The organism is Citrobacter farmeri, from assembly GCF_019048065.1.
In the GTDB taxonomy this organism is placed as follows: Bacteria; Pseudomonadota; Gammaproteobacteria; order Enterobacterales; family Enterobacteriaceae; genus Citrobacter_A; species Citrobacter_A farmeri.
Genome location: NZ_CP077291.1, coordinates 2,303,666 through 2,328,039, shown reverse-complemented (window position 1 = coordinate 2,328,039; position 24,374 = coordinate 2,303,666). Strand labels below are relative to the sequence as shown.

The window sequence follows — 24,374 nt, the reverse complement described above, 5'->3', positions numbered from 1 at the left end:
TCGCCCCCTTACGCCTTCTCGATGTTAACTAAAAACGCTTTGTACTCCGGCGTTTGCGAGTTTGAGTCACCGACGTTTGGCGTCAGGGTGTTGGCGATATAGCCTTTACGCGCCACCCCTTCAAAGCCCCAGTGCAGCGGAATCCCGACGGTTTCAACCTGCTGACCGTTGACGTGCAGCGTGCGCAGACGACGCGTGACCACCGCAACCGCACGAATGAATCCGCGCTTGCTGCTTACCTTCACGTAGTCGCCATTGCCAATCCCCTTCGCAGCGGCCAGCGTTTCGCTGATCTCCACAAACTGTTCCGGCTGCGCGATGGCATTCAACAGCGCGTGCTTGGTCCAGGTATGGAAGTGCTCAGTCAGACGATAGGTCGTTCCGACATACGGGAACGCATCCTTCTTCCCTAAGCGCAGCACGTCATCTTCATAGATGCGCACAACCGGACTGGAAATCACGTTCGGATGCAGCGGGTTTGTGCCCAGTGGCGTTTCCATCGGCTCGTAGTGTTCCGGGAACGGACCTTCCGCCAGCTTATCAAGGGCAAACAGACGCCCCAGCCCTTCCGGCTGCATGATAAACGGCCCGGTTGCACTGCCCGGAGGCGCGGTGTTGAAGTCCGGGATATCGTTACCCGTCCATTTCACCCCGTCCCACTGGATTAGCATGCGTTTTGCATCCCACGGCTTACCGTTGATGTCCGCAGAGGCGCGGTTGTACAGCACGCGACGGTTCAGCGGCCACGCCCATGCCCAGCCCAGCGTATTGCCCAGCCCTGACGGATCGGCGTTATCGCGGTTAGCCATCTGGTTGCCCTTCTCCGTCCAGCTACCGGTGTAGATCCAGCAGGAAGATGAGGTCGTACCATCATCCCGCAGTTGTGCGAAGCTGGTGAGCAGTTGCCCTTTCTTCGCGATCAGAACACCGTTGGCGTCATAGAGATCGGCCAGCGCATAGCCGTTGTTCTCTTTCGCCACTTCTTCTGACTCTGGGTGATCAGGCTGTTTGTAGTCCCAGCGCATTTTCAGCAGTGGTTCCACGCCCTTACCGCCCTCTGCGCGATACATCTCGCGCAGACGATGGAACAACCCGGCCAGAATTTCGCCGTCGTTACGCGCTTCGCCCGGTGCGTCCTGACCTTTCCAGTGCCACTGCAACCAGCGCCCGGAATTGGCAATGGAGCCATCTTCTTCGGCAAAACAGGTGGATGGCAGACGGAATACTTCGGTTTGAATTGATGCCGGGTCGACATCGTTCGACTCGCCGTGGTTCTGCCAGAAGGTTGAGGTTTCGGTCACCAGCGGATCGATCACCACCATGTACTTCAGCTTGCTCAGGCTGCGAACCACTTTGTTTTTGTCCGGAAAGGACGCCACCGGGTTAAAGCCCTGACAGATATAGCCGGTGACTTTCCCGCTATCCATCATGTTGAAGTATTTGATAACGTCGTACGCCTGATCCCATTTCGGCAACCAGTCAAAGCCCCAGTCATTCTCTTTACGCGCATCATCGCCGTAGAACGCTTTCATCAGGCTGACGGCAAACTTCGGATAGTTGCTCCAGTAGTTCACCTGATCCGCCAGCGTGGCTTTCGGCGTGTTGGCGTTCAGCCAGGTCTGCCAGTCGCTCTGTTTTTCTGACGGCAGCGTCAGATAGCCAGGCAGACTGGTTGAGAGCAGACCTAAGTCGGTTAAACCCTGAATGTTGGAGTGACCGCGCAGGGCGTTAACACCGCCGCCTGCCATTCCCATGTTGCCGAGCAGCAGTTGGATCATCGCCATCGTGCGGATGTTCTGTGCTCCGACCGTATGCTGCGTCCAGCCAAGCGCATACAGAAATGTCGTAGTCCGATCCGCCGCACTGGTGGAGGCCAGTACGTCACACACTTTCAGGAAGTCGGCTTTCGGGGTCCCACAGATATTCTCTACCACCTCCGGCGTATAGCGGGAAACGTGCTGCTTCAGCAGATTCCATACGCAACGCGGATGCGACAGGGTTTCATCGCGTCTGGCATAGCCGTTTTCATCGAACTGGTAGTTCCAGGACGACTTATCGTACTGCCGTTTTTTCGCGTCATAACCGCTGAACAAACCGTCATCAAAGGTAAAATCATCCCGCACCAGCAAGCTGGCGTTGGTGTAATGCCTGACGTATTCGGCGTTAATTTTGTTATTTTCGATCAGATACCGCAGCACGCCGGACAGGAACGTAATGTCTGTGCCGGAGCGAATCGGCGCATAAATATCGGCAACCGAAGCGGTACGGGTGAAACGGGGATCAACAACAATCAGCGTGGCATCGTTGTTGTTCTTCGCTTCCATCGCCCAGCGGAATCCCACTGGATGGGCTTCAGCGGCGTTACCGCCCATTACCATCACGACGTTCGCGTTTTTGATATCAACCCAGTGGTTGGTCATCGCACCGCGACCAAATGTTGGAGCAAGACTTGCTACCGTTGGTCCGTGTCAGACGCGCGCCTGGTTGTCTACTGCCAGCATGCCGAGTGAGCGCACAAATTTTTGCGTCAGCATGCCGGTTTCATTACTGGCGGCAGAGGCGCAGAGCATCCCCGTGGAAAGCCAGCGGTTTACCGTTACGCCCTGTTCATTTTTCTCGATAAAGTTGGCATCGCGGTCAGCCTTCATCAGTTTTGCAATGCGGGTGAGTGCCTCATCCCAGCTAATGCGCTGCCATTTGTCTGAGCCTGGTGCGCGATATTCCGGGTAGCGCAGGCGGTTTTCGCTATGAATGTAATCCAGCAGACCGGCACCCTTCGGGCACAATGCACCACGACTCACCGGATGATCCGGATCCCCTTCGATATGATAAAGCGCTTCTTTGGCGTTTTTTGCTCCATCTCCCAGGCTATACATTAATAGCCCGCAACCTACGGAACAGTATGTGCAGGTGTTTCGGATCTCTTTCGCGCGCAACAGCTTATAATTCCGCGATTGAGCCAGCGCCGTTTTGGGGGTAAATCCCAGGGCAGCAACCGTTGTTCCAGCCATACCGCCCGCGCAGATTTTAAAAAACTTTCTGCGGCTGACGTTCATTGCGTTCCCTCTTTTTCCAGAGTTGTCATGTCGCCGAGGAAGCTAACAGCAATACCCATATTTTTTTTGAGTCAAATCAATAACGAAACGGTTCCGCTACTAAATAGTCCCAATTGTCGGTTTTATATACCACTAAGGGGGTAACTCATTCTGGTATTCGCCTGGATAATTCCGCTAAAAAAGTGCTATATATTTCAGCTTCGTTTTAGACAAGGTATGGGAAACGACAAGCAGAATGACGAAACAAAAAGCAACGCTGATTGGCCTTATTGCGATTGTGCTGTGGAGCACAATGGTTGGTCTCATTCGTGGCGTCAGTGAAGGACTTGGGCCAGTCGGTGGTGCAGCGGCGATCTATTCATTAAGTGGACTGCTGCTGATATTTACGGTGGGATTTCCCAATATCCGTCGTTTCCCTGTTGGTTATTTAGTCGCCGGTAGCGTGCTGTTTGTCAGTTATGAAATATGTCTGGCGCTATCGTTGGGCTATGCAGCTACCCGCCATCAGGCGATTGAGGTCGGTATGGTCAACTATTTATGGCCAAGCCTGACAATTTTATTCGCAATTCTGTTTAATGGTCAAAAAACCACCTGGATTATCGTTCCCGGCTTATTGCTTGCGATAACTGGAATCTGTTGGGTGCTGGGTGGCGAAAACGGTCTGAATCCAGGGGAAATTATCAATAATATTACCAGCAGTCCGTTGAGCTATTTTCTCGCCTTTCTTGGGGCTTTTATCTGGGCCACTTACTGTACTGTGACCAATAAATACGCGCGAGGGTTTAATGGCATTACGGTTTTTGTTTTGCTGACAGCACTCAGTTTGTGGGTTCACTATTTTCTGACGCCACAACCCGAAATGATGTTCAGTACGCCGGTGGTCATTAAACTCGTCTCTGCCGCCCTGACGCTGGGCTTTGCCTATGCCGCCTGGAACGTGGGCATTTTGCACGGAAACGTCACCATTATGGCGGTCGGGTCGTATTTCACGCCGGTGTTGTCATCTGCGCTGGCAGCCATACTGCTGAGCGCCCCGCTGTCGTTCTCTTTCTGGCAGGGCGCCATCATGGTTTGCGTCGGCTCGCTGCTCTGCTGGTGGGCCACACGCCGCGCATAACGCTCTCACCGGGTCGCCCCCTTTTCTGACCCGGACTTCATCCTTCGCGAGACAATTCATCAGCTATCGTTTTTTAGGATATTTCAATATTATTGGAAAATTCTTACTCACTTTTATCCGCTCGCTCTGCCATATCTTTATTTCGGAGTCAGTTAAGGTTTATTTATATCCTTTCATCAGAAATATTAAGCTTTTATATTTATGTTAAATTTATGCTAACAACACGCTAAATAATCAAATGGTTGCGCTGATTTATAATTATTAACGCGTATATAATACACATTAGCAACTAACTCATTTAATAACCAATAAGCCGTATATAGTCCCCTGCGGAAATATTGCATGAATAGTTATTTCCAGGAATTTCCGCGACTCAGATTTGACTTAAGGCGATCTGGATCACACAAATAGAAATAATCTGCAATTCCATGAAACTTATTATTGAATTAGTACTGCTGCGTACTTTAAAAATAGTTTGCCATTGATGAAGCGATTCGTTCAGCAATGGTTCAGGAAACACTCTAAGAAAATTATAAGGATTGTTAACAATGAAACTTAAATTAGTTGCAGTGGCAGTGACTAGCCTGTTGGCAGCAGGCGTCGTGAATGCGGCAGAAGTGTACAACAAAGACGGCAACAAACTGGATCTGTACGGTAAAGTTACCGCTCTGCACTACTTCTCCGACAATGACGGCGATGATGGCGACAAAACTTATGCACGTCTGGGTTTCAAAGGCGAAACGCAGATCAATGACCAACTGACCGGTTTCGGCCAGTGGGAATATGAATTCAAAGGCAACAATGCTGAATCAGATGGCGCTAAAGGCAACAAAACTCGTCTGGCGTTTGCGGGTCTGAAATTTGCTGAATTTGGTTCTTTCGATTATGGCCGTAACTACGGTGTGGCTTACGATGTTGGCGCATGGACCGACGTTCTGCCTGAGTTCGGTGGCGACACCTGGACCCAGACTGACAACTTCATGACCGCGCGTACCACTGGCGTTGCGACCTACCGTAACACCGACTTCTTCGGTCTGGTTGAAGGCTGGAACTTTGCCCTGCAGTATCAGGGTAAAAACGACCGTGGCGACGAAGTTAAAGCGAACGGCGACGGCTTCGGTCTGTCTACCAGCTATGAGTACGAAGGCTTTGCAGCAAGCGCCGCTTATGCGAAATCTGACCGTACCGACGACCAGGTTGCCTACGGTAACAACAGCCTGAACGCTTCTGGTGACAACGCTGAAGTGTGGGCAGCTGGCCTGAAATATGATGCGAACAACATCTACCTGGCGACCACCTACTCTGAAACTCGCAACATGACGCCGTTTGGTGATGATCATATCGCGAACAAAACTCAGAACTTTGAAGTTGTTGCTCAGTACCAGTTCGACTTCGGTCTGCGTCCGTCCCTGGCTTACCTGAAATCCAAAGCTAAAGACCTGGGTGCGTGGGGCGATCAGGATGTGGTTGAATACATTGATGTTGGCGCTACCTACTACTTCAACAAAAACATGTCTACCTATGTTGATTACAAAATCAACCTGATCGACGAAAGCAACTTTACTCGTGCTGCTGGTGTAGGCACTGACGATATCGTTGCCGTTGGCCTGACCTATCAGTTCTAATTTTTAGAATTGCGCTGTACAAAAAGCCAGCCCACGATGGGCTGGTTTTTTTTCCCCGATGTTAAACCGGTCATAAGGAGAATGCCGTGCAAACCTACACAGGACGTTGTCTCTGCGGGCAGAGCCATTTCACTGTCGACGTCGAATCCCTTGATGTGTATGCCTGCCACTGTACGATATGCCAGAAATGGTCCGGTGGTATCGCCATGTATCTGGAAGCCAGTGGGCAACCGATGATAGATCCCGATGCGCCCGAACCAGCTCACTTTGCATCATCTCCGCGCGGCGAACGCTATTTTTGCTCCGGCTGTGGGTGTCCGCTGTGGATCAAGCTGACCGACACCGAGCGCTACTTCATTCCCTGGACGTTGCTCGAATTTAACGAAGTCGATCGCCGTCGTTTGATCCTCGCTGCTGAGATTTATACCGAGACGCAACCCGCATTCTGGCGGCTCACGGGGCAGTACGCCCGTCTGAGCGGCAAGGAAGTGGAAGAACTGGATAACCGCTGCCAGTTCACCCACTGAGTTACTCGCGAGCGACCTTCGCCAGGCTGAACCACATTCCCACCGCCAGCAGAATCAGCATGCTTCCGGCACTGCTCAATGCCACACTATGCGACCAGGTAAACGCCTGTTTTGCCGCCAGCAGAACCATATCTGACAGTGCCGAAGGAAGCGTCTGCGCCAGTTGTACCGCTTCACCCATTGAAGACGAGGCGCGCTCTACCTCTCCGGCGTTCAGTCCATCAGGCAGCGTAATCGACGCAGAAAAACTGCGGCTGAGCAACAGACCAAAGATGGCAATCCCCAGCCCCGCTCCCAGTTCATAGGCCATCGTTTCGATCGCCCCGGCCGCTGCCGCTTTCTCGGCGGGTGCCGCCGCCATGATCGCCGCGGTTGAGGCCAACAGCGCACTGGCAGCGCTGAATCCCAGCAGCGCCATTAACACCCAGGCCTGGATTTGCTGAGTGCTGAAGTCCGTTGCCGCCAGTCCGTAGAAACTCAGGGCGCTCAGCGCCATCCCGCCGGTTGCCACTTTCCGCAGCCCCAGCCGCGACACCAGCATTCCGGCAATCGGGCCGCTGAATCCACTGGCCAGCATCACCGGCAGCATAAATAATCCCGCCTGATACGGCGTTAAGCCATGAACAAACTGCAGTTCCTGCGCCATTAACAGCTCAAAACCGACCAGCGTAATCATCGCCGTCATTGCCATCACCACGCCGCTCAAAATGATGCGGTGGGTGAACAGACGCATATCAATCATGGGACGGCTCGCCGCCAGTTGAATGCGCACAAACTGCGCCAGCAGCAGTGCGCCGCTCACCAGTGCCAGCGCGATAACGCCGGTAGCAATATGCCCTTTCAGCGCCGTCTTCGCGCTATAGACCAGCAGCAGAATGGCGACAATCAGCATGATGGCGTGTCCCAGATTCAGCGACTGATCGCGACGCCCTGCCTGACGCGGAACATAGCGCGCGGTGAGTGCCACGACGACAAGTACAATCGGCACATTGATTAAGAACACGGAGCCCCAGTAGAAGTGCTCAAGCAGCATACCGCCAACCAGCGGGCCGAATGCCGCACCACCCGATCCCACTGCTGCCCAGACGCCAAGCGCCATGTTGCGGTGGCGAGCTTGTGAAAAGGTGGCACGGATCCCGGCCAGCGTCGCTGGCACGATCATCGCCGCGCCAATCGCCAGAATGGCACGGGTGGCAATAAGCCAGCTGGCCGTGTGCGCAAAGGCGGCGGCCAGTGACGCAAGACCGAACAGTGCCCCTCCGAGGATCAGCAGGCGTTTAAAACCAATGCGATCGCCGAGCGCGCCCATCGGCAGTACCATCCCTGCCATCACCAGCGAGTAAATATCAATGATCCACAACAGTTCGTTGCCACTGGCACCCAGCGTCATGCTTAGCGTGGGCGCGGCAACGTGCAACACCGTTGCATCAATCGCAACAGGAATGTAGACCAGTACAATAATCACTAACGTTAACCACTGACGAAACATAAAACTCCCTACGAAAACAAACTGGACACATGTCCAGCTTTGTCGATCCTACGGAAAATTGAACGTATGTCCAACTTTTTGTTCAGCGCCGTGATTATCAATAAAGAAGAATTTTGCGTAAGTGAATGACTTTGACGCGGGTGAAGAGAGGAAAAACAGTAAGCCGAACGCGATGGTCGGCCTACTGATAGTACAACATCAACCGAGATCGCCTCCGGCAACCGGTAAGGTGACGCCGGTGATATAGCTGGCGTCATCGCTGGCGAGAAACAGAATCGCATTCGCCTGCTCCGTCAGCGTTCCGTAGCGGTGCATCAGACTGCTGTCGAGGGTTTGATCAATCACCTGCTGATACCACGCCTGCTCCTGGGCAGATGGCGTTTCCTCATTACGCGGTACGAGACGCGCCGGGGCATCGGTCCCTCCGGGTGCTACGGCGTTAATACGAATGCCGCTCCCGCTGTACTCCATCGCAATCGATCGTGTTAGCGCGTTGACGCCGCCCTTCGCCGCCGAGTACGGCACGCGATTCACCCCGCCCGTGGCGACGGAAGAGATATTCACAATACTGCCGTGCCCTTGTTTCAGCATCCACGGCAGCGCGGCACGACACCCCCACAGCGTCGGGAACAGCGAACGGCGGATCTCTTTCTCAATCTGATCCGGCTGATATTCAGCAAACGGGCGGGCCCAGATGGTCCCTCCGACGTTATTCACCAGCACGTCCAGTTGACCAAAATGCGCGACGCCGGCGGCAAAAACCTGTTCGGTGCTTTCCCATTGTTCCAGATCCGCCTCCAGCGCCAGCACCTGACACCCGCCGGACGCCAGCGTGGCCGCCAGTTCATGGACGTGACGGGAACGATCGATAAGTAACAACCGCGCCCCCTCTTGTGCCGCCTGAATAGCCGTCTGGCGGCCAATCCCCTGCGCTGCGCCGGTAATTGCCACGACTTTATCGTTAAATCGCATAGAGGCTCCTTATGCCGCCGCACTCTGGCTGGCAATAAATTTTTCATACCAGAAACCGGCTGGCGTAATGCCTCGCTCGCGTAACGCCGTGGTAATGGCGTTGACCATCGGCGGCGGACCGCAGAGATAAATATCCACATCGCCCTGATTTAGCATCGCCTCACTGAGATGATCGGTGACAAAACCGCGCTGCGGGCAACGGCTTTGCGCGTCGGCGACAACAGGTAACCAGCGAAAGCCTGCGAGTGTGTTCTGGAAAGCGTCCAGTGCGTCGGTTTTGACCAGGTCAGCGTCACAGGTCACACCATACAGCAGCGTGACCTGCCGCGGGCTCCGCTGTACGCTGAGCGTTTCCAGCATCGACAGCATCGGCGCCAGTCCGGTGCCGCCGGCGAGCATCAGCACCGGGCGTTCGCCGTGACGCAGATAGAAACTGCCCATCGGACCGCTGAGCGTGAGGGTATCGCCAGGTTGTCCACGCTGGGTCAGCCACTGGCTCATCAACCCGCCTGGTACATTGCGGATCAGAAATCGCCCTTCTTCGCTGCCAGGCAGCGAACTAAACGAATAGGCGCGCTGCTGCGCCGTGCCCGGGACCTGAATGTTGATATACTGCCCGGACAGAAAATGGAGCGCGATCTGCGGACGCACGACCAGTTCAATTGCCGTCTCAGAGAGCGCATTGATCGCCAGCACGTCTGCGTCTGTGGTCGTGATGCTGGTTTTGCACTGTGCGGCGGCGACCGGCACGTCAATCACACAGTCGCTGGAGGGGATCATCTGGCAGGTCAACACCTGCCGTGCGGTCGCTTCGTCATCGCTTAACGCCTCTTCCAGAAAGTCCTCTCCCAGCGCGTAATCGCCACTGGCACAGTGGCATTTACAGGTGCCGCAGACGCCGTCGGAGCAGTCCATCGGCAGGTTCACTTTCTGCCGGTATGCGGCATCCAGCACCTTTTCACCGGCGTTGCACTGAATAAAACGGGTGATGCCGTCCTCAAAGTTGAGGGCAATCGTAAAACTCATAAGCACCTCTTAAATATGGTAAACGTCAATCACCTGACGGATATAGTCGTTATTGAGCCGTACCGTTTTACGCGTGATGAGCGGCTGACCGTCCTGTTCGACCAGCGTGCAGTGCGTTGTGCCGAAATAGGCGTCGGTGTGCTGATAACGATGGCTGTAGGTGACCCAGTTGTAGCGCACCTCGATGCCGCCCTCTTTCTCGCCTAACCGCTCGATATTACTGATCATATGCGTGGTACGTGGCTCCGGAGTGCTGGCGCCGGAACGTTCGGTTTTGATGCGATACACCCGGTCTTCCAGTCCGTCCCGGTTGGGATAATAGATAAGTGAAATCTCTCGCTGAGGATCGCCGGTGGTTCTATCATCATCGCCCCAGGCAGGCATCCAGAAAACGACCTTTGGACTGTAGCAATTGAGCCACGCGTCCCACTGACGATCGTCCAGTAACCGCGCTTCGTAGTAGAGAAACTGGCGAACCTGTTCAAGCGTTAACATCCGCCCACCTCCACGCGTTGCGTAATTGACTGTTCATATTGCTGATGTTCCTTTTCCACCGCCGCGAGCATTACGTTCTGCCAGTGGTGGTGATGGGCGATGTAGAGCGCCTCATCTTCAGATTTGACGCCGCTCAGCAAGGGGGTAAAGCCGACATGTTGCGCATGCTCATCGGGTCCGTCCACCCAGTGCAGTGCGCCGCGACTGAGATCGCTCCACGCCAGATTTTCGCCCAGATAACCCCGCTGACAGGCGCTGAACTCTTCAAGATCGTCGGGCGTTCCCATTCCGCTGACGTTAAAGAAATCCTCATACTGGCGGATGCGCAGCGCGCGGGCCTGGTCTGATTCGCCTTTAGGCGCAAAACACCAGATCGTCACTTCCGTCTTATCGACGGCAAGAGGACGAATGACGCGGATCTGCGTTGAGAACTGATCCATCAGGTACACATTGGGATAGAGGCACAAATTCCGCGTCTCATTCACCATCTGGTCAGCGCGATTTTCACCAAACTCCGCCTGCAGGCGTTCGCGATGATCGTACACCGGGCGGACTTCAGGATTCATCGCCCGCGTCCACAGCAGCATATGGCCGTGTTCAAACCCGTAGCCGCCGCCGAGGCTCTTAGACCAGCCGTTGGCATCCACCGCACGCGTCCCTTCCGCCTCGTAATTTCGGCGCGACATGGTGGAGGCGTAGTTCCAGTGCACCACGCTGACGTGATAACCATCGGCCCCGTTTTCCGCTCCCAGTTTCCAGTTGCCTTCGTAGACATAGCTGGACGAACCTTTCAGAACCTCCAGCCCTTCAGGAGCCTGGTCGACCATCAGGTCGATAATTTTGCAGGTCTCGCCGAGGTACGCTTCCAGCGGCAGCACATCCTCACTCAGGCTGCCGAACAGAAATCCGCGATATGAGGCAAAACGCGGCAGCGATTTAAGATCGTGTGAACCTTCATGCTTAAATGTTTCCGGGTAACCGCCGGTATTTTCATCTTTCGCCTTCAGTAATTTGCCGTTATTACTGAAGGTCCAGCCGTGAAACGGACAGGTAAAAGAGCTCTTATTCCCCGTTTTGCGTCGGCATAACATGGCGCCACGATGCGCACAGCTATTAATTAACGCGTGGAGTTCGTTCTTTTTATCGCGTGTGATAATGACCGGTTGTCGCCCCACCGTCAGGGTAAAATAATCGCCGGGTTCCGGGATCTGACTTTCATGTGCCAGAAATACCCAGTTCCCTTCGAATATATGTTTTAGTTCCAGATTAAATAGCTGCTCATCGGTAAATATCGAACGATGGCAACGATAAATATGGTTATCACGATCCACAATCAGGGCCTGCGTGATTTTATCTTTTAATGCCGAGAGCGTTTTTTGCATGAGTATATCCCTCCTGCATCATTCAGGATTAATAAAACGGTACGAGTCAGACAGGCGTCGTGAATTATTCCTGAGCGCGCAGTCGGGTAATACGCTGCTCTTCCTCAGCACGCTGCGCCGCGCACAGCGTAAAGTCGAAACAGACTTCGGTATGTTCACCGGCAAGGTCACGTTGCTGAATCAACGCAGGATCGCTGACCTTCACCGGGTCGGCAATCAGGCCATCACGGGTGGCGAAGGCGAAATCATCCCACAGATACTGGTCGCCGTTCAGGTTGATCTGGCTGGTCAGGTGCTTAAAGCCCGGCGCAGAGACAAAGAAGTGAATGTGCGCTGGACGGTTGCCGTGGCGGCCCAGTTGATTGAGTAATTTCTGCGTCGGGCCGTCTGGCGGGCAACCGTAACCCGAAGGCAGAATACTACGCACGCTGTAGCGCCCTTCAGCGTCGGTACAAATGCGACGACGCAGGTTGTAGTCGCTCTGGCTCTTATCGAAGAAAGAGTAGTTGCCCAGCGTGTTGGCATGCCAGATATCGACTATAGCCCCGGCCACCGGCTGTCCGTGGACGTCTCTGACCTGGCCGTGCAGCCACATCACTTCACCCGCATCTTTGCCGTCATCCATCCGGGCATAACCCTCAGCCAGCGGTGCGTTGGCAACATACAGCGGACCTTCGATAGTGCGCGGAGTGCCCGTTTCTGATGACTGACGGGATTCGATGGCCTCCTGGCGCAGATCGAGAAAGTGCTCAAGGCCAAGGCCTGCAGCGAGCAGCGCCGCTTCCTGACGTCCGCCCAGCTCATGCAGATAATTCACCGCATGCCAGAATTCTTCTTGTGTGACATTATAGTCGTCGATGAGCGTACAAATATCACCGAGCAGGCGATGAATAATTGATTTAAAGCGCTCATTACCTTCCGCACCATTTAATCCGGCGCCTTCACGTAATAATTTCTGTACGTCATCTTGTTGGATAAAAGAGTGGCTCATAATGCTTCTCACTTATTATTGTCTGTAGGGTTTATACCGGATGATTCCGGCATGCGGTACGGCTATTATCGGTCGTTACTGTGAATAGAAGATGGATGGCGGCACAGCGCTTCTATACGAATATCCATGAATGGATATAAAGGCAGCGCCATTAATATCTGGTGTAATTCTTCGGCATCGTCGACATCAAATATGCTGACATTGGCGTACAGACCGGCAATGCGCCAGATATGTCGCCATTTACCGTCTCGTTGTAACTGTTGGGAATAAGCTTTTTCCCGTGATTTAATCTCTTCGATTTCATTAGCCGGCATTCCGTAAGGAATATTCACGGTCATCTCTACTTTAAATAACATTAATTAGGTTCTCCTGTTATTCCCGATGCTTGCGGGCATAAAACTGCAGTTTTTCCTCATCCAGTTCGACTCCCAGTCCCGGCGTTTGCGGTAGCACCACGCCACCGTCGGCGAAGGAGAGCGGATTGCTAACGATGTCATCTTTGAGCAGCAGCGGGCCGAACATCTCTGTGCCCCACTGCAACGGCAGGGTTGACCAGGCATGCAGTGACGCCACGGTGCCCACGGTGCCTTCAAGCATCGTGCCGCCGTACAGACCGATGCCCGCCGCCTGCGCAACGTGCGCCAGTTTCAGCACGCTATTCGGTCCGCCAGCTTTGGCAATTTTCAGAGCATACGCGCCGCTGAACCCCTGCTGTGCCAGACGGTAACCGTCGAAATGGCTGGCAACGGACTCATCCGCAAGGACAGCCGTATCGATACGCTGACTCAGGCGAACCAACGCATCGCTGTCCTCGGCGCTCACCGGTTGTTCAATCAGATCGACGCCCATGGCCGCCAGTTCCCGACATCCTTTGGCTGCCGACGTGGCATCCCACGCCTGGTTGACGTCAACGCGGATACTGGCGCGATCCCCCAACGCCTCAACAATAGCGCGCGTATGGCGCAGGTCTGTCTCCAGTTCCCGGGCACCGATTTTCAGCTTAAACGCCTGATGCCTCCCGGCATCCAGCAGTCGCTGCCCCTCGGCGATATCGTTGTCCGTACTCCCGCTGGCGAGCGTCCACAGGACCGGCATTACGGTATTCAACGCCCCACCTAACAGCGCGGAAACCGGCAGCCCCAGCGCTTTCCCCTGAGCATCCAGCAGCGCGGTTTCAATGGCTGATTTAGCAAACGTATTGCCTTTGATGGCACTGTTAATACGCAAGATCAGCGCATTCAGATTCTCGGCTGACTGGCCTTTCAGTAGCGGTGCGAAATAGTGCGTAATCGCGGACTGAATCGCCTCCGGGCTTTCCACCCCATAGCTGAGTCCGCCAATGGTAGTGGCTTCGCCAATGCCGCTGATCCCGTCTGAACGCGTAATCCGGACAATCACCAGCGTCTGGCACCCCATCGTGGTCATGGAGAGTTTGTGAGGCCGAATCGTCGGGACATCAACCAGCCAGCTTTCAATACGTTCAACGGTCGCAGTCATTGTTTCTTCCTGAGCATGAATATCATCACTTTTCGTGCCACCGGTGATAACCCACGGTGACGGTGCTTTTGACAATAGGTGCGCGCAACGGTGATGGTCAACGGCGATAATCGAAATGTTGTGCGATTATCGGCGTAATTGTTACATTGAGGTTAATAATGTGATCCCGGTGGAAAAATACGGATATTCCCCGACCCGCGTTCACCTGAGCGGTATAGTTGATGCGGTTAAGGATTTGAATTGCACAGGAGAAGGACTCAATGAGCGATAAAAATCAGTTAGTTATAGGTACTCCCCAGGCGAAGTCTGACCCTAACTTTATGTTATCTCTGGCGCGAGGTCTGGAAGTCCTGAATGCGTTTACTCCTCAGCGTCAGCGCCTGACAATTTCACAACTTAGTCAGAAAACGCAGATTTCCCGCGCGGCGGTGCGTCGCTGTCTCTATACCCTGGCGGCGCTGGGAATGGTGCACAGTCCTGACGGGCGCAGCTATGAACTGCTGCCACGCGTGCTGGCCGTAGGACACGCGTATCTCGCGGGTACGCCGCTGGCAAAAGTAGCGCAGGCGGCGCTGGATAACCTGGGAAAATCACTCGGTGAATCCTGTTCTGCCGCCACGCTTGATGGCGACAATGTGCTGTACATCGCCCGCGCGGCGGTGAACAACCTGCTGAGCGTCGACATCGGGCGCGGCAGCCGACTGCCCGCGTGGGCCACCTCGATGGGACGTGTACTGCTTAGCGCACTTCCCGAGGAACAATTAGAAGTGACGTTGTCACGAGTGCAGTTGCTCCGCTATACCCCGCACACAATCTGCGATCTGGCGGCGCTACGGGAAGAGATCGCCCGCGTGCGTATTCAGGGTTATGCGCTGGCCGACAGGCAGATTGAAGTCGGGCTCTGCTCCCTTGCCGTTCCGCTGCTCTCCCGCAATGGTACCGTCGTTGCAGCCCTCAACGTCGGGGTGCCGGCGTCATCAATGCCTCCCGCCGCGTTAAAAGAGAAAGCACTGGCTCCTTTGCGCCGTTCCGCGATGGAACTCTCGCTTCAGCTCTAGCGTGTCACAATTGAACATCCGTCCAACTTATTGCTACACTGCCGCTTCCGCAAGAATGGAGGTGGTATGAGCTATCTGAATAAAGACGAACGTCGCGAAGTGATATTGCAGGCAGCCATGCGCGTGGCGCTCGAAGACGGCTTTTCCGCCATGACGGTCCGGCGGATCGCCACAGAAGCGAAGGTCGCGACGGGTCAAGTCCACCACCATTTTACCTCCGCCGGAGAACTCAAATCGCAGGCCTTTGTTCGTCTTATTCGTACTCTGCTGGATGCGGAACGGGTTGCGGAAAATGCCACCTGGCGCGCGCGTCTGCACGCCACCCTGGGCAGTGACGACCGCGGATTCGAACCCTATATAAAACTCTGGCGCGAAGCGCAGATCCTTGCGGACAGAGACCCGGAAATCAAAAGCGCCTATCTGCTCACCATGCGCATGTGGCATGAAGAAACGGTCGCGATTATCGAAAGCGGGCTCGCCGCCGGAGAATTCACTACCGCCTCCACCCCCGCAGATATCGCCTGGCGCCTGATTGCACTGGTGTGCGGTCTTGATGGCATGTACGTTCTCGGTATCCAGGAGATGGCCGATCCGGCGTTTGATCGCCATCTGGATCGCATGATTGCGCTGGAGCTCTTTTCCTGAATGAATGTTAATTACTTATGTTTTTTGTTTACATTTAGTAACACTTAAGCACCCTGTTATTTCCCCTTCACTCCGCGTGGCTGCGCATTTTTATCTATTCTTTCCACAATATTCATAAAAGCATCAATAAATTCTTAAAAGGACGTACAGCGCTCTTGCGCAGACTATTTCTTTTTTTTCATGAACGCATGTGCATGTGAGGGGTAATATGGCGCAACAAAATGAGAAAAATAATCGTTATCTTTTGAGTGACTGGAAGCCGGAAAATCCAGCATTCTGGGAGAATAAAGGCAAACAGATAGCGCGAAGAAACCTTTGTATCTCAGTTGCTTGTCTGTTACTTGCTTTCTGCGTCTGGATGTTGTTCAGCGCCGTCGCCGTCAATCTCAATAAAATTGGTTTTAATTTCACCACCGACCAACTCTTTTTATTAACCGCATTACCTTCACTTTCTGGTGCAATATTACGCGTTCCCTACTCCTTTATGGTGCCAATATTTGGCGGGCGCCGATGGACGGTTTTTAGCACCGCGATACTGATTATTCCTTGCGTCTGGCTCGGCTTTGCGGTGCAAAATACAACCACTCCTTTCGAGGTATTTATTATTATCGCGCTGCTGTGCGGTTTTGCCGGCGCAAACTTTGCTTCCAGCATGGGCAATATCAGTTTCTTTTTCCCGAAAGCGAAGCAAGGTAGCGCGCTGGGGGTGAACGGAGGGCTGGGTAATCTCGGTGTTAGCGTGATGCAACTGGTAGCGCCGCTGGTGATTTTCCTGCCGATATTCGCCTTCCTCGGCGTCCAGGGCGTCCCCCAACCCGACGGGTCGCTGCTTTCACTGGCAAATGCCGCCTGGATCTGGGTGCCGCTGCTGACGATTGCGACGATAGCCGCCTGGCTTGGCACTAATGACATCGCCAGTTCCAAAGCCTCTATCGCCTCTCAGTTGCCGGTGCTCAAGCGCTTTCACCTCTGGCTGTTGAGCCTGCTCTATCTGGCAACGTTCGGATCATTCATCGGCTTTTCCGCCGGTTTTGCCATGCTGGCGAAGACGCAGTTCCCGGACGTGAATATCCTCAATCTGGCTTTTTTTGGCCCGTTTATCGGCGCGCTGGCGCGTTCTGCGGGCGGAGTCATCTCCGATAAGTTTGGCGGCGTGCGCGTGACGCTGATTAACTTCATCTTTATGGCGCTGTTCTCGGCCCAGCTCTTCCTGACGCTGCCCGGCTCAGGTTCCGGCAGTTTTATCGCCTTCTATCTGGTCTTTATGGGGCTGTTCTTAACCGCAGGTCTGGGTAGCGGCTCGACCTTCCAGATGATTGCCGTCATCTTTCGCCAGCTCACTATCTACAAAGTGAAACTGCGCGGCGGCAGCGACGAGCAGGCTCAGCGTGAAGCGGTAACCGACACCGCCGCGGCGCTGGGTTTTATTTCCGCCATTGGCGCCGTCGGCGGCTTTTTCATTCCTAAAGCATTCGGCAGTTCTCTGGCGATGACCGGTTCTCCCGTCGGCGCCATGAAAATCTTTCTGGTGTTTTACATCGTCTGCGTGCTGGTGACCTGGCTGGTTTATGGCCGCCGTAAACCACAACAAAAATAACACCAACTGACGTAGGCCTGATAAGACGCCATGCGTCGCCATCAGGCAATCACGCAATGCCGGATGACGGCTTGCGCCTTATCCGGCCTACAGACCCCTATGGAGCAGGAGAAATGCCATGAGTAAACTGTTGGATCGCTTCCGTTACTTCAAACAAAAGGGTGACACCTTTGCTGACGGTCACGGTCAGGTGATGCATACCAACCGGGACTGGGAAGACAGCTATCGCCAGCGCTGGCAATTTGACAAGATTGTCCGTTCAACCCACGGGGTGAATTGTACCGGCTCGTGTAGCTGGAAAATCTACGTTAAAAATGGTCTGGTAACCTGGGAAACCCAGCAGACCGACTATCCGCGTACGCGCCCGGACCTGCCCAACCATGAACCGCGCGGCTGTCCGCGCGGCGCCAGCTACTCCTGGTATCTGTACAGCGCCAACCGTCTGAAATACCCGCTGGTGCGTAAACGACTGATCGAACTGTGGCGTGATGCCCTGGCCGCCCATGCCGATCCGGTGCTGGCGTGGGATTCAATCATGAACGACCCGCAAAAGTGCCAGAGCTACAAGCAGGTACGCGGACGCGGCGGGTTTATCCGCTCCAACTGGAAGGAGCTGAACCAGCTCATTGCCGCCGCTAACGTCTGGACCGTCAAAACCTATGGCCCGGACCGCGTTGCTGGTTTCTCACCCATCCCGGCGATGTCGATGGTTTCTTACGCCGCCGGTACCCGCTATCTTTCCCTGCTCGGCGGCACCTGTCTGAGTTTTTACGACTGGTACTGCGACTTACCGCCCGCCTCACCCATGACCTGGGGCGAACAGACCGACGTCCCCGAATCCGCCGACTGGTACAACTCCAGCTATATCATTGCCTGGGGCTCAAACGTACCGCAAACGCGTACGCCAGATGCCCACTTCTTTACCGAAGTGCGCTACAAAGGCACTAAAACCGTTGCTATTACCCCCGACTTCTCCGAAGTTGCCAAGCTAAGCGATCAATGGCTCGCGCCAAAACAAGGCACCGACAGCGCGCTGGCGATGGCAATGGGACACGTTATCTTAAAAGAGTTCCACCTCGACAACCCCAGCGACTATTTCCTCAACTACTGCCGCCGCTACACCGATATGCCGATGCTGGTATTGCTGGATGTCCGCGAGGACGGCAGTTACGTGCCAGGACGGATGATGCGCGCCTCGGATCTGGTCGATGGTCTGGGCGAAAGTAACAACCCGGAGTGGAAAACGGTCGCCTGCAACGGCACAGGTGAACTGGTGGTGCCTAACGGTTCGATCGGTTTCCGCTGGGGCGAAAAAGGCAAATGGAACCTTGAGACACTGGCAGCAGGTTCAGAAACCGAACTGTCGCTGTCATTACTCGGTCAGCATGATGAGGTGCTGGGCGTCGCATTCCCCTATTTCGGCGGCAATGAAAACCCGCATTTTCGCAGCGTGAAGCAGGAACCCGTGCTGGTGCGCCAGCTCCCGGTGAAGCAACTGACGCTTGCCAATGGCAGTCGATGCCCGGTGGTCAGCGTCTACGATCTGGTGCTGGCGAACTACGGCCTCGATCGCGGTCTTGAAGATGCATACGCAGCGATTGCGTATTCCGAGGTGAAAGCCTACACCCCGGCATGGGCAGAACAGATAACCGGCGTACCGCGCTTTCAGATTGAAACCATCGCCCGTGAGTTCGCCGATACCGCGCATAAGACCCACGGTCGCTCGATGATTATCCTCGGCGCCGGCGTCAACCACTGGTATCACATGGACATGAACTACCGGGGAATGATCAACATCCTCGTATTCTGCGGTTGTGTCGGACAGAGCGGCGGCGGTTGGGCGCACTATGTTGGCCAGGAAAAACTGCGCCCGCAAACCGGCTGGCTGCCGCTGGCCTTTGCCCTGGACTGGAACCGTCCGCCGCGCCAGATGAACAGCACCTCGTTTTTCTACAACCATGCCAGCCAGTGGCGTTATGAAAAACTGACTGCTCAGGAGCTGCTTTCGCCGCTGGCGGATCCCTCAAAATTCACCGGTCATCTGATCGATTTCAACGTGCGCGCCGAACGGATGGGCTGGCTGCCCTCTGCGCCACAGCTCAATCTCAATCCGCTGACTGTCAAAGCCCGCGCCGAAAAAGCCGGTTTATCGCCCGCGGAATACACCGTTGCGGCATTGAAATCCGGTGATATTCGTTTTGCCTGCGAACAGCCGGACAGCGGTAAGAACCATCCGCGAAACCTGTTTGTCTGGCGCTCTAACCTGCTGGGTTCTTCCGGCAAGGGCCATGAATACATGCTCAAATATTTGCTTGGTACAGAGAGCGGTATTCAGGGGGAAGCGCTGGGATCTCGCGAAGGCATTAAGCCGGAAGAGGTGGAATGGCAGTCTGCGGCGATAGAGGGAAAACTCGACCTGCTGGTGACGCTTGATTTCCGTATGTCGAGCACCTGTCTGTTCTCCGATATTGTTCTGCCCACCGCCACCTGGTATGAAAAAGACGACATGAATACCTCGGATATGCATCCGTTTATTCATCCGCTGTCGGCGGCGGTGGATCCGGCGTGGGAATCGAAAAGCGACTGGGAAATTTACAAAGGCATTGCCAACGTCTTTTCCGAGGTCTGTGTCGGCCATCTGGGACAAGAAACCGACGTGGTGCTGCAACCGTTACAACACGATTCACCGGCGGAACTCTCGCAGCCGTTTGACATTCAGGACTGGCGCAAAGGGGAATGCGATCTGATCCCCGGAAAAACCGCGCCGAACATCGCCGTGGTGGAGCGCGACTATCCCGCGACGTACGAGCGTTTTACCTCGCTCGGACCGCTGATGGATACGTTGGGTAACGGCGGGAAAGGGATCTCGTGGAACACCCGGACGGAGGTCGATTTCCTCGGCAAGCTTAACTACACCAAGCGCGAAGGCCCGGCGAAAGGCCGACCGCTGATCGAAACCGCCCTGGACGCGTCGGAAGTTATCCTCGCCCTTGCCCCGGAAACCAACGGTCAGGTCGCCGTGAAGGCATGGGAAGCGCTCGGTGCGATGACCGGACGTGAACATACTCATCTGGCGCTCAACAAAGAAGACGAGAAGATTCGTTTTCGCGATATCCAGGCGCAGCCGCGCAAAATCATCTCCAGCCCGACGTGGTCAGGTCTGGAAAGCGAGCATGTCTCCTATAACGCGGGTTATACCAACGTCCATGAGCTGATCCCGTGGCGCACGCTCTCCGGTCGTCAGCAACTGTATCAGGATCATCAGTGGATGCGCGCGTTTGGCGAAAGCCTGGTGGCCTATCGTCCGCCTATCGACACCCGCAGCGTCAGTGAGATGCGTGAAATTCCGCCGAACGGCTTCCCGGAGAAAGCGCTGAACTTCCTGACGCCGCACCAGAAATGGGGCATTCACTCCACCTACAGCGAAAACCTGCTGATGCTGACGCTGTCACGCGGTGGGCCGATTGTCTGGATCAGTGAAACGGATGCGAAAGAACTCGGTATTGAGGATAACGACTGGATCGAGGCTTTTAACGCCAACGGCGCCCTCACCGCCCGCGCGGTGGTCAGCCAGCGCGTGCCGCCCGGCATGACCATGATGTACCACGCGCAGGAACGCATCATGAATATCCCCGGATCGGAAGTGACCGGCATGCGCGGCGGGATCCACAACTCCGTCACTCGCGTCTGTCCGAAACCAACGCACATGATCGGCGGCTATGCGCAGCTTGCTTACGGCTTTAACTATTACGGTACCGTCGGCTCCAACCGCGATGAATTCATCATGATTAGAAAAATGAAGAACATTGACTGGCTGGACGATGAAGGTCGGGATCAGGTACAGGAGGCGAAAAAATGAAGATACGCTCACAGGTTGGCATGGTACTGAACCTCGATAAATGCATTGGCTGCCACACCTGCTCCGTCACCTGTAAAAACGTCTGGACCGGGCGTGAAGGAATGGAGTACGCGTGGTTTAACAACGTCGAGACAAAACCCGGCATCGGCTATCCGAAAAACTGGGAAGATCAGGAGGAGTGGCAAGGCGGTTGGGTTCGCGACGTGAATGGCAAGATCAGACCCCGCCTGGGCGGCAAAATGGGCGTCATCACTAAAATCTTCGCTAACCCGGTCATTCCGCAAATCGATGATTACTATGAGCCGTTCACCTACGACTATCAGCATCTGCACAGCGCGCCGGAAGGAAAGCATATGCCCACTGCCCGTCCCCGTTCGCTGATTGACGGCAAGCGGATGGATAAAATTATCTGGGGACCGAACTGGGAAGAGTTGCTCGGCGGCGAATTTGAAAAACGCGCCCGCGACCGCAACTTCGACAAGATCCAGAAGGAGATGTACGGCCAGTTTGAAAATACCTTCATGATGTATCTGCCGCGCCTGTGCGAACACTGCCTGAACCCAAGCTGTGTCGCCACCTGCCCGAGCGGTGCCATTTACAAGCGTGAAGAAGACGGCATTGTGCTGATCGATCAGGATAAATGTCGCGGCTGGCGCTTGTGCATCAGCGGCTGCCCGTACAAAAAAATCTACTTCAACTGGAAAAGCGGCAAATCCGAAAAATGCATTTTCTGTTATCCGCGCATTGAGTCCGGTCAGCCGACCGTCTGTTCGGAAACCTGCGTCGGGCGTATCCGCTATCTCGGCGTACTGCTCTACGATGCGGATCGCATTGAAGAAGCGGCCAGCACCGAATATGAAACGGATCTTTATGAGCGCCAGTGCGACGTGTTTCTTAACCCGCACGACCCGGCGGTGATAGAAGAAGCGCTGAAACAGGGGATCCCGCAAAACGTTATCGATGCCGCGCAGCGATCGCCGGTTTACAAAATGGCGATGGACTGGAAGCTGGCGCTGCCGCTGCATCCGGAATACCGCACGCTGCCAATGGTCTGGTACGTGCCGCCGCTGTCGCCGATTCAGTCCTACGCCGATGCGGGCGGACTGCCCAAAAGCGACGGCGTACTGCCAGCGATCGAAAGCCTGCGCATTCCGGTGCAATACCTCGCCAATATGCTGAGCGCAGGCGACACCGCGCCGGTGCTGCGTGCGCTGAAGCGCATGATGGCAATGCGCCACTATATGCGTTCGCAAACTGTAGAAGGCGTCACCGATACTCGTGCGATTGACGAAGTGGGCTTAAGCGTTGAACAGATTGAAGAGATGTATCGCTACCTGGCGATTGCCAACTACGAAGACCGCTTTGTGATCCCGACCAGCCACCGCGAAATGGCGCGCGACGCCTTCCCCGAACGCAACGGTTGCGGCTTCTCCTTCGGCGACGGCTGCCACGGTTCCGATACCAAATTTAACCTGTTCAACAGTAGTCGTATTGACGCCATCAACATCACCGAAGTGCGTGATAAAGCGGAGGGGGAATAATGCAAATCCTCAAGGTGATTGGCCTGCTGATGGAGTATCCGGATGAGTGGCTGTGGGCGTGTAAGGATGACGCTCTGGCGCTGGTACGTCACGATGCGCCGATGCTCACCGACTTTACCGAAACGCTGCTCAGCGCGCCCCTGCTCGATAAACAGGCCGAATGGTGCGAAGTCTTTGACCGCGGACGCGCCACTTCGCTACTGCTGTTCGAGCACGTCCACGCGGAGTCCCGCGATCGCGGTCAGGCGATGGTGGATCTGTTGGCGCAGTACGAAAAAGTGGGATTACAACTCGACTGTCGCGAACTGCCGGACCATCTGCCGCTGTATCTGGAATATCTGAGCGTACTGCCGGAAGCGGAAGCACGCGAAGGCTTGCAGAACGTCGCGCCGATTCTCGCCCTGCTGGGTGGACGTTTAAAGCAGCGGGACGCGCCGTGGTATCAACTGTTCGATGCCCTGCTGTTACTGTCTGGCAGCCCACTTTCAAGTGACAGTGTCACTAAACAGGTTGGCACCGAAGCGCGTGATGATACCCGTCAGGCGCTGGATGCCGTCTGGGAAGAGGAACAGGTGAAATTTATCGAAGATAACGCCACGGCCTGTGACAGTTCGCCATTACAGCAATATCAACGACGCTTTAGCCAGGACGTCGCACCGCAGTATGTTGACGTCAGCGCGGGAGGCCCGAAATGATACAGTTCCTGAACGTCTTTTTTTACGACATCTACCCCTATCTGTGCGGGACGGTTTTCATCCTTGGCAGTTGGTTACGCTATGACTACGGGCAGTACACCTGGCGCGCGTCTTCCAGTCAGATGCTGGACAAGCGCGGGATGGTCCTGTGGTCGAATCTCTTCCACATCGGCATTCTGGGGATCTTCTTTGGCCACCTGTTCGGGATGTTAACCCCACACTGGATGTACGCCTGGTTCCTGCCCATTGCGGTGAAACAACAGATGGCGATGATTGCGGGCGGGATTTGCGGCGTGCTGACGCTGGTCGGCGGCGCGGGGCTGCTGGTGCGTCGTCTGACCAACTCCCGCATCCGGGCCACCTCGTCCACGGCGGATATTCTGATCCTCTGCATTCTGCTGATTCAGTGCATTCTGGGCTTAAGCACGATACCGTTCTCCGCGCAGCACCCGGACGGTAGTGAAATGCTGAAGCTGGTGGAATGGGCGCAGTCCGTCGTCACCTTCCGTGGCGGAGCTTCTGCCCACCTGGACGGCGTGGCGTTTATCTTCCGCGTACATCTGGTGTTAGGAATGACCATCTTCCTGCTCTTTCCGTTCACCCGTCTGGTTCACGTCTGGAGCGCGCCGTTTGAGTACTTCAGTCGTCGCTATCAGATCGTTCGTTCCCGGCGATAACGGTTCGGCCCGGTGGCGTAATCTGCCGGGCGACTGTTCGTTCCAGCCGAATAGCGTGTTCATGTTTGAGGCATCGCCATCCCACACTCTGCACGTTATGATGCTTCTCCAACTCAGGGAGAATG

19 protein-coding genes are annotated in these 24,374 nt (G+C 55.0%); 10 read left to right on the top strand and 9 right to left on the bottom strand.

Annotation, left to right across the window (positions count from 1 at the left end):
- Positions 1–8: 8 nt before the first annotated feature.
- On the bottom strand, positions 9–3,056 hold the full coding sequence (gene fdnG, locus I6L53_RS10930) for a formate dehydrogenase-N subunit alpha (RefSeq protein ID WP_094465436.1): 3,048 nt from the start codon (positions 3,054–3,056) through the stop codon (positions 9–11).
- Positions 3,057–3,291: 235 nt separating this feature from the next.
- On the opposite strand from fdnG, the gene yddG reads away from it, so the two are divergent.
- The 3 genes from yddG to I6L53_RS10915 all read left to right on the top strand — a co-directional run bounded on the left by yddG (position 3,292) and on the right by I6L53_RS10915 (position 6,325).
- Positions 3,292–4,173 (top strand): aromatic amino acid efflux DMT transporter YddG, encoded by an 882-nt coding sequence (gene yddG, locus I6L53_RS10925; RefSeq protein WP_042319005.1) that lies wholly within the window; start codon positions 3,292–3,294, stop codon positions 4,171–4,173.
- A gap of 548 nt (positions 4,174–4,721) precedes the next feature.
- Positions 4,722–5,798, top strand: a complete 1,077-nt coding sequence (gene ompC / locus I6L53_RS10920; RefSeq protein ID WP_042319003.1) for a porin OmpC — start codon at positions 4,722–4,724, stop codon at positions 5,796–5,798.
- Between the two features lie 86 nt (positions 5,799–5,884).
- Positions 5,885–6,325, top strand: coding sequence for a GFA family protein (locus I6L53_RS10915; protein ID WP_042319002.1), 441 nt, complete (start codon positions 5,885–5,887; stop codon positions 6,323–6,325).
- A 1-nt stretch (position 6,326) separates the two neighbouring features.
- Here I6L53_RS10915 and I6L53_RS10910 read toward each other — a convergent pair whose 3' ends face one another.
- From I6L53_RS10910 to I6L53_RS10875, 8 genes are all read right to left on the bottom strand, one after another.
- Entirely contained in the window at positions 6,327–7,814 is a 1,488-nt protein-coding gene (locus I6L53_RS10910) for an MFS transporter (protein ID WP_042319001.1), read from the bottom strand.
- A 198-nt stretch (positions 7,815–8,012) separates the two neighbouring features.
- A complete protein-coding gene (gene benD, locus I6L53_RS10905; protein WP_042319000.1) occupies positions 8,013–8,786 on the bottom strand; it encodes a benzoate diol dehydrogenase BenD in 774 nt (257 codons plus the stop codon).
- 9 nt (positions 8,787–8,795) lie between these two features.
- Complete coding sequence (gene benC, locus I6L53_RS10900) at positions 8,796–9,812, bottom strand: benzoate 1,2-dioxygenase electron transfer component BenC (protein WP_042318999.1); 1,017 nt, start codon at positions 9,810–9,812, stop codon at positions 8,796–8,798.
- A gap of 9 nt (positions 9,813–9,821) precedes the next feature.
- Positions 9,822–10,307 (bottom strand): benzoate 1,2-dioxygenase small subunit, encoded by a 486-nt coding sequence (benB, locus tag I6L53_RS10895; protein WP_042318998.1) that lies wholly within the window; start codon positions 10,305–10,307, stop codon positions 9,822–9,824.
- Positions 10,301–11,689: a Rieske 2Fe-2S domain-containing protein gene (locus I6L53_RS10890; RefSeq protein ID WP_042318997.1), complete on the bottom strand. Its 1,389-nt coding sequence runs from the start codon at positions 11,687–11,689 to the stop codon at positions 10,301–10,303. Before I6L53_RS10890 ends, benB begins: the two co-directional genes overlap by 7 nt.
- Before the next feature lie 64 nt (positions 11,690–11,753).
- Positions 11,754–12,680: a catechol 1,2-dioxygenase gene (gene catA, locus I6L53_RS10885; protein ID WP_042318996.1), complete on the bottom strand. Its 927-nt coding sequence runs from the start codon at positions 12,678–12,680 to the stop codon at positions 11,754–11,756.
- A gap of 65 nt (positions 12,681–12,745) precedes the next feature.
- Positions 12,746–13,036, bottom strand: coding sequence for a muconolactone Delta-isomerase (catC, locus tag I6L53_RS10880; RefSeq protein ID WP_042318995.1), 291 nt, complete (start codon positions 13,034–13,036; stop codon positions 12,746–12,748).
- 16 nt (positions 13,037–13,052) lie between these two features.
- A complete protein-coding gene (locus I6L53_RS10875) occupies positions 13,053–14,177 on the bottom strand; it encodes a muconate cycloisomerase family protein (protein WP_042318994.1) in 1,125 nt (374 codons plus the stop codon).
- Between the two features lie 260 nt (positions 14,178–14,437).
- On the opposite strand from I6L53_RS10875, the gene I6L53_RS10870 reads away from it, so the two are divergent.
- From I6L53_RS10870 to narI, 7 genes are all read left to right on the top strand, one after another.
- The gene (locus tag I6L53_RS10870) at positions 14,438–15,235 is read left to right on the top strand and encodes an IclR family transcriptional regulator domain-containing protein (protein ID WP_042318993.1); all 798 of its coding nucleotides are present in this window, start codon (positions 14,438–14,440) and stop codon (positions 15,233–15,235) included.
- A 66-nt stretch (positions 15,236–15,301) separates the two neighbouring features.
- Positions 15,302–15,880 (top strand): TetR family transcriptional regulator, encoded by a 579-nt coding sequence (locus I6L53_RS10865; protein ID WP_042318992.1) that lies wholly within the window; start codon positions 15,302–15,304, stop codon positions 15,878–15,880.
- 208 nt (positions 15,881–16,088) lie between these two features.
- Entirely contained in the window at positions 16,089–17,477 is a 1,389-nt protein-coding gene (locus I6L53_RS10860; protein ID WP_042318991.1) for a NarK family nitrate/nitrite MFS transporter, read from the top strand.
- 118 nt (positions 17,478–17,595) lie between these two features.
- On the top strand, positions 17,596–21,336 hold the full coding sequence (locus I6L53_RS10855; protein ID WP_042318989.1) for a nitrate reductase subunit alpha: 3,741 nt from the start codon (positions 17,596–17,598) through the stop codon (positions 21,334–21,336).
- Positions 21,333–22,877 carry a nitrate reductase subunit beta gene (gene narH, locus I6L53_RS10850; protein WP_042318987.1) on the top strand — a complete coding sequence of 515 codons (1,545 nt, stop codon included), beginning with the start codon at positions 21,333–21,335 and terminating at the stop codon, positions 22,875–22,877. The genes I6L53_RS10855 and narH overlap by 4 nt, the downstream gene beginning before the upstream one ends.
- On the top strand, positions 22,877–23,572 hold the full coding sequence (gene narW / locus I6L53_RS10845; protein ID WP_042318986.1) for a nitrate reductase molybdenum cofactor assembly chaperone: 696 nt from the start codon (positions 22,877–22,879) through the stop codon (positions 23,570–23,572). The genes narH and narW overlap by 1 nt, the downstream gene beginning before the upstream one ends.
- Entirely contained in the window at positions 23,569–24,249 is a 681-nt protein-coding gene (narI, locus tag I6L53_RS10840; protein ID WP_042318984.1) for a respiratory nitrate reductase subunit gamma, read from the top strand. Before narW ends, narI begins: the two co-directional genes overlap by 4 nt.
- Positions 24,250–24,374: the final 125 nt, after the last annotated feature.